This is a genomic window from Aeromonas sp. QDB14 (assembly GCF_027707845.1).
GTDB classification, from domain to species: domain Bacteria; phylum Pseudomonadota; class Gammaproteobacteria; order Enterobacterales; family Aeromonadaceae; genus Aeromonas; species Aeromonas caviae.
In genome coordinates this window covers 1-14,322 of the sequence record NZ_JAPCJD010000019.1, presented here as the reverse complement: position 1 = coordinate 14,322, position 14,322 = coordinate 1, and the positions used below count along the sequence as shown (strand labels likewise).

General features: G+C 59.5%; 16 protein-coding genes. 8 read left to right on the top strand and 8 right to left on the bottom strand.

Features of this window, described 5'->3' with window-relative positions; translation table 11 throughout:
* Positions 1–54: 54 nt before the first annotated feature.
* The 5 genes from lptB to PG887_RS08520 are packed head-to-tail and all read right to left on the bottom strand — an operon-like array spanning position 55 to position 3,404.
* On the bottom strand, positions 55–780 hold the full coding sequence (gene lptB, locus PG887_RS08540) for an LPS export ABC transporter ATP-binding protein (protein ID WP_010675872.1): 726 nt from the start codon (positions 778–780) through the stop codon (positions 55–57).
* A gap of 12 nt (positions 781–792) precedes the next feature.
* Complete coding sequence (lptA, locus tag PG887_RS08535; RefSeq protein ID WP_010675873.1) at positions 793–1,311, bottom strand: lipopolysaccharide transport periplasmic protein LptA; 519 nt, start codon at positions 1,309–1,311, stop codon at positions 793–795.
* Entirely contained in the window at positions 1,298–1,858 is a 561-nt protein-coding gene (gene lptC, locus PG887_RS08530) for an LPS export ABC transporter periplasmic protein LptC (protein WP_104454887.1), read from the bottom strand. Before lptC ends, lptA begins: the two co-directional genes overlap by 14 nt.
* On the bottom strand, positions 1,855–2,409 hold the full coding sequence (gene kdsC, locus PG887_RS08525; protein WP_128296853.1) for a 3-deoxy-manno-octulosonate-8-phosphatase KdsC: 555 nt from the start codon (positions 2,407–2,409) through the stop codon (positions 1,855–1,857). The genes lptC and kdsC overlap by 4 nt, the downstream gene beginning before the upstream one ends.
* Positions 2,409–3,404 (bottom strand): KpsF/GutQ family sugar-phosphate isomerase, encoded by a 996-nt coding sequence (locus PG887_RS08520; RefSeq protein ID WP_042880205.1) that lies wholly within the window; start codon positions 3,402–3,404, stop codon positions 2,409–2,411. Before PG887_RS08520 ends, kdsC begins: the two co-directional genes overlap by 1 nt.
* Positions 3,405–3,610: 206 nt before the next feature.
* Here PG887_RS08520 and mlaF point away from each other — a divergent pair, with 206 nt between their 5' ends.
* Genes mlaF through murA form a run of 7 tightly spaced genes read left to right on the top strand, consistent with a single transcriptional unit; the run spans position 3,611 to position 8,132 of the window.
* Positions 3,611–4,411, top strand: a complete 801-nt coding sequence (mlaF, locus tag PG887_RS08515) for a phospholipid ABC transporter ATP-binding protein MlaF (protein WP_029314846.1) — start codon at positions 3,611–3,613, stop codon at positions 4,409–4,411.
* Positions 4,411–5,190, top strand: coding sequence for a lipid asymmetry maintenance ABC transporter permease subunit MlaE (gene mlaE / locus PG887_RS08510; protein ID WP_010675878.1), 780 nt, complete (start codon positions 4,411–4,413; stop codon positions 5,188–5,190). Before mlaF ends, mlaE begins: the two co-directional genes overlap by 1 nt.
* A gap of 7 nt (positions 5,191–5,197) precedes the next feature.
* The gene (gene mlaD / locus PG887_RS08505; RefSeq protein WP_010675879.1) at positions 5,198–5,695 is read left to right on the top strand and encodes an outer membrane lipid asymmetry maintenance protein MlaD; all 498 of its coding nucleotides are present in this window, start codon (positions 5,198–5,200) and stop codon (positions 5,693–5,695) included.
* Positions 5,696–5,697: 2 nt separating this feature from the next.
* The gene (mlaC, locus tag PG887_RS08500) at positions 5,698–6,330 is read left to right on the top strand and encodes a phospholipid-binding protein MlaC (protein WP_039040470.1); all 633 of its coding nucleotides are present in this window, start codon (positions 5,698–5,700) and stop codon (positions 6,328–6,330) included.
* Positions 6,327–6,599, top strand: coding sequence for an STAS domain-containing protein (locus PG887_RS08495; protein WP_069652284.1), 273 nt, complete (start codon positions 6,327–6,329; stop codon positions 6,597–6,599). Before mlaC ends, PG887_RS08495 begins: the two co-directional genes overlap by 4 nt.
* Positions 6,599–6,856, top strand: coding sequence for a BolA family iron metabolism protein IbaG (gene ibaG, locus PG887_RS08490; RefSeq protein ID WP_104454889.1), 258 nt, complete (start codon positions 6,599–6,601; stop codon positions 6,854–6,856). The genes PG887_RS08495 and ibaG overlap by 1 nt, the downstream gene beginning before the upstream one ends.
* A gap of 19 nt (positions 6,857–6,875) precedes the next feature.
* Positions 6,876–8,132, top strand: a complete 1,257-nt coding sequence (gene murA / locus PG887_RS08485) for a UDP-N-acetylglucosamine 1-carboxyvinyltransferase (protein WP_039040468.1) — start codon at positions 6,876–6,878, stop codon at positions 8,130–8,132.
* Positions 8,133–8,223: 91 nt separating this feature from the next.
* On the opposite strand, the gene pmbA is transcribed toward murA, so the two are convergent.
* Entirely contained in the window at positions 8,224–9,567 is a 1,344-nt protein-coding gene (gene pmbA, locus PG887_RS08480; RefSeq protein WP_010672690.1) for a metalloprotease PmbA, read from the bottom strand.
* Between the two features lie 114 nt (positions 9,568–9,681).
* Here pmbA and yjgA point away from each other — a divergent pair, with 114 nt between their 5' ends.
* Positions 9,682–10,206, top strand: coding sequence for a ribosome biogenesis factor YjgA (gene yjgA, locus PG887_RS08475; protein WP_324806246.1), 525 nt, complete (start codon positions 9,682–9,684; stop codon positions 10,204–10,206).
* An 86-nt stretch (positions 10,207–10,292) separates the two neighbouring features.
* Here yjgA and PG887_RS08470 read toward each other — a convergent pair whose 3' ends face one another.
* Positions 10,293–13,376 (bottom strand): transglycosylase domain-containing protein, encoded by a 3,084-nt coding sequence (locus PG887_RS08470; protein WP_104454891.1) that lies wholly within the window; start codon positions 13,374–13,376, stop codon positions 10,293–10,295.
* A 213-nt stretch (positions 13,377–13,589) separates the two neighbouring features.
* A complete protein-coding gene (tmaR, locus tag PG887_RS08465) occupies positions 13,590–13,907 on the bottom strand; it encodes a PTS system regulator TmaR (RefSeq protein WP_270821469.1) in 318 nt (105 codons plus the stop codon).
* Between the last annotated feature and the right edge of the window lie 415 nt (positions 13,908–14,322).

Below are 14,322 nucleotides of genomic sequence, written 5' to 3'. Positions count from 1 at the left end.
TATCCTTATGTTCAGCGAGGCAGTCACCTAACAAAAATGAGGGGTGCCCCCTTACTATAGACTGAATTGATCGCCCAAATAGACGCGCTTGACCTGCTCATCGGCGAGGATATCGGCCGGTGCGCCCTCGGCAATCATCTTGCCGTGGCTGACGATGTAGGCCTTCTCGCACACATCCAGCGTCTCTCTGACGTTGTGGTCCGTAATCAGCACACCCAACCCGCGTTCTTTCAGATGCTGGATGATCTTTTTGATATCGATGACTGAAATAGGATCAACACCTGCGAAAGGCTCATCGAGCAGAATGAATCTCGGCTCTGCCGCCAGCGCCCGGGCGATTTCCACCCGGCGCCGCTCCCCACCCGAGAGGCTCTGGCCCAGGCTGTCACGGATATGGGTGATATTGAACTCTTCCAGCAACTGTTCGACCTTATCCTCCCGCTCTTCGCGGCTCAACCCCTTGCGGGTCTGCATGACCCCCATCAAGTTGTCGAACACCGACAGGCGCCGGAAGATGGAGGCCTCCTGGGGCAGATAGCCGATGCCATTGCGGGCACGGATATGCATGGGCTGCAGGCTGATGTCCTGCTCGTCGATGGTGATGAGGCCGGCATCCCGCTGCACCAGGCCCACGATCATGTAGAAGGAGGTCGTCTTGCCCGCGCCGTTCGGGCCGAGCAGGCCCACGATCTGGCCCGTTCCCACCTCCAGGCTCACATCGCTGACCACCATGCGGCGCTTGTAGCTCTTTTGCAGACCCGTTGCTTTTAACACTGCCATGGCTGTTGTTTCCTACTTCTTCTGATCGGCGGGTTTGTCAAAGTTCTCCACCTGATCCGGCAGGAACACCGTCTTGACGCGCTGGGTGGGCCCCTTGCTCTCGGCAATCATCTTCTGCTTGACGATGTCGTAGCGAATGAGATCGCCGGTCACCTGGCTGTCTTCCTGCTTGAGCTGGCCATTGCCGGTGATGGTCACCAACCGGTTCTTAAGCTCGTAGCGGATGCTGTTGCCATGGGCATTGACCGGTTTGCCGTTGTCCAGCACCTGGAAGAAGGTGGCTGGGTTGCCATACGCGGTCATGACCTCGGCGCCCTTGTCGCCGGAGCGGATCACCACCACCTTGTCGGCCTTAATCTTGATAGTGCCCTGGGTGATGATGACATCCTCGCTGAAGGTGATGCGGTTGTCCTGCATCTCGGCCACCTGCTTGACCGCATCCACATAGACCTTCTCGGCAAAGTCGGACTCTTTGGCATTCAGGGAACCGCACAGCAACAGGGCCGTGAGGGCCAGATTAACGTTTTTCATTGAAATAAGTGGCATGGCCTTTATCCAGTAACTCGAAATATTTACGTTCCAGGTGACCCTTGAGGCCAACGCCCTCGGTCTGGAACTCCTGGCCCACAATGCTGATGTGCTGGTTGCTTCTCATCCCCTGCGTCACCAGATCCAGCTCCAGATAGGAGGTATCCAGCGTGGAGATGAAGGAAGCGGGCAGCAGACCGTCCAGATGTACCTTGTCACGGAGGATCACATTGTCATCGGTGTTGAGCACCCCGGTTTCGGCCGTCAGCTTCCATTCGGCCGCGCCCTTGTCATCGAACATGTAGACCACCGGCTTGGTGAAAGTGGCCTGCTCGAGCACCTGGTAGTACTCCGCATATTCGGATTCCAGCCGCTCGGTGCGCTTGCCCTGCTCGTTGAAACGGGTCGTCACCAACTCTCTGGCGGTGAAGTCCGGTTGAAAATTTTCCGTCTTGGTGGTCGGCTCGGGGACCAGCTCGATCTCCCCCAGCTGCCAGGCCGCCAGCGTTGCCAGAAACAGCAGGCCGAACAGCACAGTCTGTTTGCTCATCGCGACGCCTCGGGTTGATAGTCAGCCAATCCCTGGGCCTGCAAGATCAGGTCGCACACCTCGCGCACGGCCCCGACGCCACCGCCAAGCCGCGTCACCAGATCCGCCTTCGTCAGCACAAGCGGATGGGCGTCGGCAACGGCGATACCCAGGCCGCAAGCCTGCATCACCGGCAAATCGATGGTGTCATCTCCCATATAGGCGGCTTGCGATGCATCCAGCCCGAGCTTGGTCAGCAAGGCCTCGAAGTGGGGCAGCTTTTTGTCTGCCCCCTGCACCAGATGCTGGACTCCCAGACTCTTCATGCGATCGCTGACGATGCGGGAGGTTCGCCCCGTGATGATGGCAATCTCGATGCCCGCATTGAGCAGGGCACGCATGCCGGCACCGTCACGGGTGCAGAAAGTCTTCAGCTCTTCGCCGTTATTGTCCATATAGATGAGGCCGTTGGAGAGCACCCCATCCACATCGCACACCAGCAGGCGGATCTGCGCCGCCTTCTCGTACTGGCTGCGCGTCACCGGACCATAGAGGGTCGGTACGTCTTGCATCAAATTACTCCGGCTTTCAGCAGGTCATGCATGTTGAAGGCACCCAGCGGGTGTCTCTCCCCATCCACGACCAACAACCCGTTGATTTTCCTGGTTTCCATCAGCTTGACGGCCTCGGCCGCCATCATCTCAGGCCCTACGGTAACACAGTTCACCGTCATGACGCGGCTGATGGGGGTGTGATGGATGTCCACCTGCAGGTCCAGAATGCGGCGCAGGTCACCATCGGTGAACAGACCGGCAAGCAGCCCTTGATCGTCCACCACCGCCGTCATGCCGAGCCCCTTGCGACTTACTTCCAGCAGCGCCTGGCTGATGGTGGCATCTATCCCCACCTTGGGCAACAACTCGCCGCCGTGCATCAGATCGCCCACTCGCAGCAGCAACCGCTTGCCGAGGGACCCGCCCGGATGCGACAGCGCAAAGTCATCGGCGGTGAAGCCACGGGCCTCCAGCAGGGCCACGGCCAGCGCGTCCCCCATCACCAGGGTGGCGGTAGTGCTGGATGTCGGGGCCAGACCGAGGGGGCAGGCCTCTTTCTCCACCTTGATGCACAGGTGCACGTTGGCCTCTTTCGCCATGGTGGAAGCCGGATTGCCTGTCATGCAGATGAGTGGAATGCCGCGGCGCTTGAGCACCGGCAGCAGGGCCAGGATCTCGTCGCTCTCGCCGGAGTTGGAAATGGCGATGATGAGATCCCCGGCTGAGATCATGCCGAGATCCCCGTGGCTGGCCTCGCCCGGGTGCAGGAAAAAGGCGGGCGTCCCCGTGCTGGCCAGGGTCGCGGCAATCTTGTTGCCGATATGACCCGACTTGCCCATGCCGGTCACCACTATCTTGCCGCCACAGCGCAGCACCATCTCGCAGGCGCGCTCGAACGCCTCGTCAAGGTACTGGTAGAGTCCATCAATGGCTTGTTTTTCTATGTCCAGCACCGCTCGGGCGCTGCGACGGAAATCGAACAATTCAGACACTTTTTCAGGCTTTACAGACATAAAGGCACAGCTCCGGGCCGAAATTTGCTGCGGGATTATAAAAAAGTCTGCCGAGATAAGCGAATCGGATGCGGAATGGGCGGTCATTGACGCAGGTTGTTACATAAAACTGTCGCGTACTTGGGGGGGAAACCCGCTCAATAGTTGTTCCTCGCTGTTGCTTAGACCTAGACTAGCCCATAAAATTCGCTCTTCATTTATACCGGATGGACAATTGTTTGAACGATGACCTGATCACCATCTCCGACCTGACCTTCAGTCACGGGGATCGGCTGCTGTACGACAGGATCAACCTGACCATTCCCCGTGGCAAGGTCACCGCCGTCATGGGTCCGAGCGGGATCGGCAAGACCACCTTGCTGCGCCTGATCGGGGGCCAGCTCAAGCCTGAGTCCGGTCACATCCTGTTTGACGGGGAAGACGTTCCCACGCTCTCCCGTTCACGCCTGTATGAAGTGCGGAAACGGATGAGCATGCTGTTCCAGAGTGGCGCATTGTTCACCGGCATGACCGTCTTCGACAACGTGGCCTTCCCGCTGCGGGAGCACTCCGGCCTGCCGGAAGAGCTGATCCGCACCATCGTCATGATGAAACTGCAGGCCGTCGGTCTGCGCGGGGCGGCCAAGCTGATGCCGTCCGAGCTCTCCGGTGGCATGGCGCGTCGCGCGGCCCTGGCGAGATCCATCGCGCTGGATCCGGATCTCATCATGTATGACGAGCCCTTCGTGGGGCAGGACCCCATCACCATGGCGGTGCTGGTGAAGCTCATCAAGGAGCTCAACGATGCCCTCGGCATCACCTCCGTCATCGTCACCCACGACGTGAAGGAGGTGCTGAGCATCGCCGACTACGCCTACATCATCGCCAACCGCAAGGTAGTGGCACACGGCACACCGGAGCAGCTGCGCGAGGAGCACAATCCCGAAGTCGAGCAGTTCCTCAAGGGATTGCCCGACGGTCCTGTTCCGTTTCATTTTCCGGCAGGTGACCTGCTACAGGATCTGTGATGTTAACAAGTCAGATAAGCAAGCTGGGCCGCAGCGGTGTGCGTTTCATCAACGCCGTCGGCCGGGCAACCATCATGCTGTTTCATGCACTGGCAGGACGGCCCCAGCCACGCAAGCATTTCCCGCTGCTGGTGCAGCAACTATATGTGGTGGGAGTGCAATCCGTCGCCATCATACTGGTGTCCGGCCTCTTCATCGGCATGGTGCTCTCCCTGCAGGGTTACAACGTATTGAAGGATTTCGGCGCAGAGCAGAGCCTGGGGCCTCTGGTTTCCCTCTCCCTGCTCCGTGAGCTGGGCCCTGTGGTCACCGCCCTGCTGTTCGCCGGTCGTGCGGGCTCCGCCCTCACCGCCGAGATCGGCCTGATGAAGGCCACCGAGCAGCTCTCCAGCCTGGAGATGATGGCGGTCGATCCGCTGCGTCGGGTCGTGGCGCCCCGCTTCTGGGCCGGGGTCATCAGCATGCCGCTGCTGGCCTTCATGTTCAGCCTGATCGGCATCTTTGGCGGCAAGCTGGTTGGTGTCGACTGGCTGGGGGTGGACGAAGGCAGTTTCTGGTCCGCCATGCAGGCCTCCGTCGACTGGCAGGACGACATCATGCAGGGCGCCATCAAGAGCCTGATCTTCGCCCTGGTGGTGACCTGGATAGCGCTCTTCAACGGCTATGATGCCAAACCGACCTCGGCCGGGATCAGTCAGGCGACGACCCGTACCGTGGTTCACTCATCCCTGGCCGTGCTCGGTCTGGATTTTATACTCACCGCAGTCATGTTTGGATAAGGGAAAGATGAAGTTCAGCAAAGTAGAATTTCTGGTTGGCGCCTTCATGCTGGCTGGCATCGCCGCCATTCTGGCATTGGCACTGCAAGTGGCGGGATTGAGTTTCAAACCGGAAGGAGAAACCTATACCCTGCGCGCCCATTTCGATAATATCGGCGGCCTGAAAGTGCGCTCGCCGGTCAAGGTCGGCGGCGTCGTCGTCGGTCGTGTCAGCGACATCACCCTGGATCCCAAAAGCCAGGTCCCCATCGTTTCCCTGCAGATGCAGAAGAGTGCCGGCGAGTTTTCCGAGACCAGCACCCTCTCCATCCTGACTTCTGGCCTGCTCGGTGAGCAGTACATCGGTTTGGCACCGGGGTTCAGCGATGAGGAGATGGGCACCAGCATGCTCAAGGATGGCGACATGATCGAAGACACCAAGTCCGCCATCGTGCTGGAAGATCTGATTGGCAAGTTCCTCTATAGCCAGTCCTCCCCGGCCAACACACCCGCAACCAAGGAGTAACCATGTTCAAGAAGATCGCCCTGATGCTGGGTCTGATGACCAGCATGCTGTTCTCCCTCGTCGCCCGTGCGGATGTCAATACTTCGGACCCCTATGCCCTCGTGGATCAGGCCGCCCAGCAGACCTTTGCCCGCCTGAAAGCCGATCAGGCCCAGGTGAAGAGCAACCCCGATCACCTGCGCGTTATCATCCGCGAGGAGCTGCTGCCCTACGTGGACAACCGCTTCGCCGCCTACAAGGTGCTCGGCAACCAGATCAAACAGACAACCCCTGCCCAGCGTGACGCCTTTGTGGACGTCTTCACCGAGTACATGGTGAGCTCCTACGCCGACGCCCTGGCACACTTTGACAAGCAGACCGTCAAGGTCCAGCCCGGTAAAGCCGCCGAGAGCAACATCACCGCCGTCAACGTCAGCGTGAAAGAGGCCGGCAAGCCGGACATCTTCCTCGAGTTCAAGCTGCGCAAGAACAACAAGACCGGCGAGTGGAAAGCCTTCGACATGGTTGCCGAAGGGATCAGCCTGCTCTCCGCCAAGCAGAACGAGCTGGGCGGCCTCATTCGCCAGAACGGCATCGATGCGGTGATCGCCCAGCTGCGTGAACACAACGCCAAGCCGCTGGTGATCAAGTCATGATCCTGAGCGGTGACTTGCAGGCCCCGCAGGTCAACGATCTGTGGCAACGCCGCGCCGACTGGTGGCAGAACGATCGGCTCGAACTCGGTGCTGTCACTACCCTGGATTCCGCCGGCCTTGCCCTGCTGGTCAAGTGGGCCAAGGCGGCACTGGCACGGGGTGCTACTCCGACACTGGTGGGTGCCTCCAACGATTTCCATACGCTGGCCAACCTCTACGGTGTGGCCAGCCTCTTTCATTCAACCCCGCTCACAACTGAGGACTCATAATGCAAGTCTCTGAAATTGAAGCGATACTCCTCGAGGCTTTGCCATTGTCCGAAGTCCATGTCAAAGGGGATGGCAGTCACTACCAGGTGATCGCCGTCGGCGACATGTTTGACGGCATGAGCCGGATCAAGAAACAACAGGCCATCTATGCCCCGCTGATGGACAAGATCGCCACCAACGAGATCCACGCTCTCTCCATCAAGGCCTATACCGACGCCGAGTGGAAACGCGAGCGTAAATTCCAGCTGCCCTCCTGATTTGGTAAAGAAGTAAACCATGGACAAATTCAAGATCACCGGCCCCTGCACCCTCTCCGGTGAAGTGACCATCTCCGGCGCCAAGAATGCCGCCCTGCCCATCCTGTTTGCCACCCTGCTGTGTGATGAAGAGGTTCAACTCTCCAACGTACCGCGCCTGAAAGACGTGGGTACCACCCTCAAGCTGCTGGAGATGCTGGGCGCCACCACCAAGGTCAACGGCAACGTGACCGTGCTGACCGGTGCGGTAAACAATCATGTCGCCCCCTACGAGCTGGTGAAGACCATGCGAGCCTCCATCCTGGCCCTGGGCCCGCTGGCAGCCCGCTTCGGTGCAGCAGACGTCTCCCTGCCCGGCGGCTGTGCCATCGGTGCCCGCCCGGTCAACCTGCATGTCCACGGCCTGGAGCTGATGGGCGCGAAGATCGTCATCGAAGAGGGCTACATCAAAGCCCGCGTCGACGGCCGCCTGAAAGGTGCCCACATCCTGATGGACATGGTTTCCGTGACCGGTACCGAGAACCTGATGATGGCCGCCACCCTGGCTGACGGTCGCACCGTGATCGAAAACGCCGCCCGTGAGCCCGAGGTGGTCGATCTGGCCAACTTCCTCAACGCGCTGGGCGCCAAGATCCAGGGCGCGGGCACCGATACCCTGACCATCGACGGCGTAGAACGTCTGCACGGTGGCAGCTACAGCGTGCAGCCCGATCGCATCGAGACCGGCACCTTCCTGGTGGGCGCCGCCGTGACCGGTGGCAAGATCACCTGCCGCAACACCGACCCCAGCCTACTGGAAGCCGTACTGGTCAAACTGGAAGAGGCTGGCGCCCTGATTGAAAAGGGTGACGACTGGATCACCCTCGACATGACAGGTCGTACCCTGAAACCTGTCACCATCAAGACAGCCCCCTACCCGGCGTTCCCGACCGACATGCAGGCACAGTTCACCGTGCTGAACGCGGTCGCCCAGGGCACCGGCATGGTCACCGAGACCATCTTCGAGAACCGCTTCATGCACGTGCCCGAGCTGGTACGGATGGGTGCCGACATCGAACTGCAGGGCAATGTGGCCATCTGCCGCGACACCCAGCAGCTCAAAGGTGCCCAGGTGATGGCGACCGATCTGCGCGCCTCCGCCAGCCTGGTGCTGGCCGGCTTCGTGGCCGAAGGGGCCACCATCGTCGATCGCATCTATCACATCGACCGTGGCTACGAAGACATCGAGCACAAGCTGCAAGGCCTGGGTGGTCGCATCGAGCGCATCAAGGAATAAGCTGGCTTCACCATGAGCCGACGATAAAAAGGCCCCCTCGCAAAGCGAGGGGGCCTTTTTCATGGCCGTGTACCAGATCGGACGGAGGGGATCAGTGCCCCGCCAGTTTCATCTGCTCGACCAGCACGGAGCCGGTCTTGAGGCTGGAACGCTCATCCTCATCACTGCCCACCGCCACGATATGGCTGAACATGTCGGCCAGATTGCCTGCAATGGTGATCTCCTCCACAGGATAGAGGATCTCGCCATTTTCAACCCAGAAACCGGCTGCGCCGCGGGAGTAATCACCATTGACGATGTTGACCCCCTGCCCCATCAGCTCGGTCACCAGCAGCCCGGTACCCATCTCCTTGAGCATGCCCTGGAAGTCCTGGCCGGTATTGGAAACCTGCCAGTTATGGATACCCCCGGCATGGCCCGTGGTGGTCAGGCCCAGTTTGCGGGCGGAGTAGGAGGTGAGCAGCCAGCTCATCAGCTCGCCGTTGCGGATGATGTCCATGTCGCGGGTGCGAACCCCTTCCCCGTCGAACGGGGTGCTGGCAAGTCCTCCCGGCAAGTGGGGGAACTCCTGGATGGTGAGCCACTCGGGCAGGATCTGCTTGCCCAGTTTGTCCAGCAGGAAGCTCGACTTGCGATAGAGGTTGCCCCCGCTGATTGCCATCACCAGATGGCCCCACAGACCGGCAGCGGTATCGGGGTGGAACAGCACAGGGGCATGGCGGGTGCTGATCTTGCGAGCCCCCAGGCGGGAAACAGTACGCTCCACCGCCTCGTCAGCGATGCGCTGGGGGCTCCACAGCCCGTCCAGGGAGCGGCTGGAGGAGTAGCCGTAGTCGCGCTGCATGTCGCCATCCTGCTCGCCGATCAGTACGCAGCTCAGGGAGTTGCGGGACGCTGCATAGCCTTTGACGAAGCCGTGGCTGTTGCCATAGACCTTGACGCCCAGGTGGCTGGAGAAACTGGCTCCGTCAGAGTGCTTGATGCGGGCATCCCGCCCCAGGGCCAGCCGCTCGCACTCGATGGCCAGCGCGATGCCACGCTGGGGATCCAGCTCGATTTGGTGGCACAGTTGCAGGTCCGGGGCATCCCAGGCCAGCAGATCCGCATCCGCAAGACCGGCGCAGTCATCGGGAGAGGTGTGGCGGGCGATCTCCATGGCCGCTTCCACGGCGGCGCGAATGGCCGGCTTGGTCAGATCCGTGGTGGAGGAGGAACCCTTGCATCCGTCGCGATAGACGGCGATGCCGAGTGCGCCATCCTTGTTGAATTCGATGCTTTCCAGCTCGCAGCCCCGGGTGTTCACCGAGAGGCCGGTCTGTTTGCTGATGGAGACTTCGGCAAGCCCCGCGCCCAGCCCTTTCGCTATCTCAAGGGCCTCGGCGACCACGGCCTCGAGATGGGATTGATCCTGGCGGATTTGATCTTGCTGGTCCATAACTCACATCTGTATGAAGGGAAGGAAAGGGGCTAAGCATATCAGACCCCTGCGCCCAGCGGGAGAAGCTGGTAACATATCCGCCAAACGTGAATGACAGGAATACAGAGACCGATGAGTCAATATCAAGACGACAACGAGTGGGAAGACTGGGGCCCCAGCAAGAGCCAGCTCAAGCGTGATGCCGAGGCCTTGCAGAAGATGGGGGAAGAGATCGTCTCCCTAAGTCACAGCGAGCTGGAGAAGATCCCCCTGGATGAAGAGCTTGCCGAAGCGGTCGAGCTGGGCCGCAAGCTCAAGCCGAAGAAGGATGAGTCCTTCCGCCGCCATCTCCAGTTCATCGGCCGTCTGATGCGTAGCCGCGATGTCGCCCCCATCGAAGAGGCCCTCTCCATCATCAAGATGCGTCACTCCACCGTGAACGCCCGCCTGCACCGCCTCGAACAGTGGCGCGAGCGGCTGATCACCGAAGGCGACAGCGCCCTCAACGAGCTGATGTCCCAGTTCCACGAGCTGGATCGCCAGAAGCTGCGTCAGCTGATCCGCACCACCAACAAGGAGCGGGAGCTGAACAAGCCGCCGGTAGCCTATCGCGAGATGTACCAGTACCTGCGCGGTGAAATTGAAGATCTGTTGTAAGTGATGACTCACGTCCACCTCATGGCGGCGTGCAGTACACAATCAAACGGGGCCGAAATGGCCCCGTTTTTTCATGCGATGTCCGCTCAGCTGCCCGCCATGCACTGGGTGTGAGTAGCGGGTTGCAGATAGGGTACCAGCAGGGGGGCCATCCCCTTGAGCACCTGTACAGGCAGCGCCGACGTGAAGCGGAACTTGTCGGACTGGCTGCCGGGTACATAGGCCGTCAGCGTGCCGAAGTGATCATCCCCGATGTAGAAGACGAAAGTCGCAGTCCGGTTGCGAGCCAGTGAACTGGTCACATTGCCGTAGCGACCAACCGTCTCGATCCGGTTGTCCCCGGTCCCCGTCTTGCCCCCCAGGGCCAGGACAGTACCATCCTGCAAGGCGAAGGCCCCGGCGATACGCCGCGCCGTCCCCCCTTCCACCACCTTGGAGAGTGCATTGCGCAAAGCGTTGGCCACCTCGGCAGGCATCACCCGCTCCCCCTGGGTGTTCGCCGGCTCAAAGACGGTGGCGAAGGGGGTCCCCTTGGCAAAGGAGAGGTGCTCGATGCGCAAAGTCGGTGCACGAATGCCGCCGTTCTGGATGATCCCCATCAGCTCGGCCAACGCTGCAGGACGATCGCCCGAGCTGCCCAGTGCGGTCGCCAGGGACGGAACCAGGTGATCGAACGGGTAGCCCAGGCGAGCCCAGCGCTGATGGATGTCGAGGAAGGCCTCAACCTCCAGCATGGTGCGGATCCGGCTATCCCGGGCACTGCGATGACGGGTCTTGAACAGCCAGCTGTAGACCTCCTGACGCTCGTCACGGCTGGCGGTTACCGCATCGGTAAAGGTGGCCTTGTCAAACTCCTTGAGATAGGCAAGCAACCACAGCTCGAGTGGATGCACCCGTGCGATATAACCTTGATCCGGCAGAGAATATTTGCCGGGGCCGTAATTGGTATAGAGCTGCTCTATGCGCTTCTCGGTCAATTTCTCCCGCGGCAGGCGCTTGGCCAGGAAAGCGGCAAAGTCGGCCTGGGAGGCTTCCGGCATCAGATAGCGATGCACCGCGGCGAGACGCACCGCGCTGGGTTTGAGACCATCGAGGAAGGTATCGAGCTGCTCTTCTGCACTTTTGCCACGATATTTACGCCAGAACCTCAGCAGATAGGTCTGGCCCTCTTTGTCGGCAAACTTGGCCAGGTACTCGGTACGGCGCGGATCCCTGTCATCTTTCAGCAACTGGGCACGATTGCCCTCCTTGTAGAGGCTGTAGCGGACGATGTCCCGCATCAAGCGCACGAAGGGCAGGTTGATGGATTCCCGCAGCGCATCACGAATAGGCGGGATGCGGCCGTTGTCTTCCTTGCGGAAGTTGTTGAAGGTGTGCATGCCACCACCGGTAAAGAAGCCTTCATAGGGGCTTGCTGAATACTTGCGGTCCAGCGCGGCCTCCAGCATCACCGGCAGGCTTCTGTCCTTGGTACTCATCAGATAGGCGATGGCCCAGCGGCTGATGTTGTCCTGATCGGACACTTCGATCTTTCGCAGGCTCTCCACCGGCATGTTGCCGTAGCTGTCATGCAACTCGGTGACAATCTCGAGATAGGTCGTCAGCACCCGCAACTTGGCGGTGGATCCCAGTTCAAGCTTGCTGCCCTCATTGATGTCGAACGGCTGGTCCGTGTTGTCGGTCTGCACCCTCACCTTGACCCCTTCCGGCGTCTTCTCGAACAGGGTAAAGCTGTACTTCACATCACCCGTCTTCTCCGGCGAGAGCAGGCGCTCACCAAACAGGCCCACCTGGGCTGCGAATGCAGGGTCTGCCAGTTGCTGCAGATACCGTGACACCTCGTTCTGCAGCGGCATGTTGAGGGTGGTGTTGGCCGTCAGATCCATGCGGTCCAGATCATAAAGCTGCACCCCGAGCTGACGACTGAGACGAGTGCGAGCCACCTGCAGCCCCTTGTTGTTGTTGACTCGAGTGATGGCAGGTGCCTGCAGGAAATCGCGGAAGACCAGCTTGGCCTTGAGAGCCGACTCCATCAGGGGGGGCGTGATCATTCCCTCCTGCACGAAGAGTCGCAGATAGCTGTCTGTCAGGGTAGACAGTGCTTCTCTACCCTGCGCCAGGTAATAGGAAGGACGGCGGTGGGCGATCATCAGGGAGACAACCTGGCGCAAGGCAAGGCCCTGCTCGGCCAGGGTAGAATCCTGGTTGCGAGCGGGATCCAGCAGTCGATTCACCTCATCGACATTGGCGCCAAACCAGACCCAGAGGCCATCACCGAGACCGTGCACCTCGCCATAACCGGGCGCCGCAGAGAGCGGGACCGAGTTGAGGTAGGCCCAGGCAACCAGCTTGCGGGCCTCCAGGGTCTCGGGCCCCAGCCGATAGGCACGAACGCTGGCCGAGACCATCTGGCGGATCTTCTCGGTCGGCGAAACGGTCAGTCCATCGGGAGAATGACGATACTTCTCCACCTGGGTCGCCAGGGTGCTACCGCCAGCAGATTGATCCTGCATATCCAGCGCCTTGCCCACCTGAGACAGCGCCGCCTTGGCAAAGCGCGGCCAGTCTACGGCCGGGTTGGCCAGCGGTTCCTTGTTGCTCAGGAGTTCACGGTTCTCGATAAACAGCAGAGACTGGATGACCAAGGGCGGTATGGCATTGAAATCCGGATAGTAATGAGTCGGATACTTGTACTGGTAGAAAGGTTCTGCACGGCAGTCATAGAGTGTCAATCCTGCCTGGACCTTCTCGGTATAAGGCACGAAGAAACCGTGGCTGGCGTAGTTGTAGAGCGCATCGGAAAAACGGACCTGTTCGCTCACCTGGTAGCCACGCTGAACGAGACGTTCCTGGATCATGGGCATCAGCACATAACCGAGTCGCTTGTCGAACGGGCCGTCGTCGGGGAAGGCAATTTGCTTGCTGGGGCCGGGTTCGATCTGATAGGTCAGGGTGGCCGCATAGCGGGAGATCTCCTGTGACTGCAGTCGGGAGGTCTTCATTTCATAACCCACCAGGGCGATCACGGCAGCCAGGCAAAGCAAAAAGATAAAACAGAACAACCAGCGCCACCAGGGTCGGCGTTTACGCTGCTGTTGCCCGTCCGTATTAGGTACGGATGAATCCTGAGATGCCACTTTATTTGAATCCGTCTGTTTTGATGCGCCCATATCAGCCCCACCATGGTTGCGCAATTTATTGTCTTTCAATCAAGCTTAGTCGTTTCAAGTCAAGGGCTTGAAATCTATTGACCGCTTTGCAGCGATGTTAACAGGGCGATTGTGAAAATGGGAGCCGATTGTTGCAACGCGGCAAGAGATCCGAGCTGCGGCATGAAAATGAAACACCGGCCAGAGGCCGGTGTTGACGAGAGCGGGGCGGTATTATTTGCTGGTGCTCATACTCTTCAGCTTGGTACTCAGCTCCTTGCGCTCCTTGGAAAGCTCGGCATTTTTGATGATATGGTCATCTACGCGCTCTTCATAATCGGTACGCATGTTGGCGATGATGGCCTGAACCTCGTCAATGCTCATACCGGGCTTGATATAGTCACTCAGGTTGTCGAGCAACATTACCCGCTTCTGGTTGTCACGGATCTTTTTCTCGTTGTCCGCGATTTCACGCTTGAGCTTGTTCTGACGACGGGACATACGCACATATTCCAGCACATCGTTGAAGGTTGACTTGTTTACTTGTTCCATATCGGTACCACTGAGTGAAGGTGAATGAAAACAGGCGGAGAGTCCCATACCAGAAAAAGAAACCGAAACCATGGCACGGACCAACCCAGAATGCCCCTTACTCTACCGAGTTATGATTCAGATACAACCCCAATCGCAGCGCGGGCGGCGGGTTTAGACAGAACGGCTCCGACTGGGTTATTACGCTAAAAATGATGAAAACGGAGAGAGCCAACATGTGGGTTCAATGCGGCCAGAGCAGCCGCAACTTTTTCCGGTACAGGCAGGCAACAAGTGAACGACGAACAGCACCATAGTGCCCGCTTGCCCTCCAGTGAGTGCTGAATTTCAGGCAATAAAAAAGGTTCTTCGCGGGATCTTGGGGAAGTGGAAGTTGACAGACAGGGTGCTGGTAAACTGGCTGTCTCCAAACACA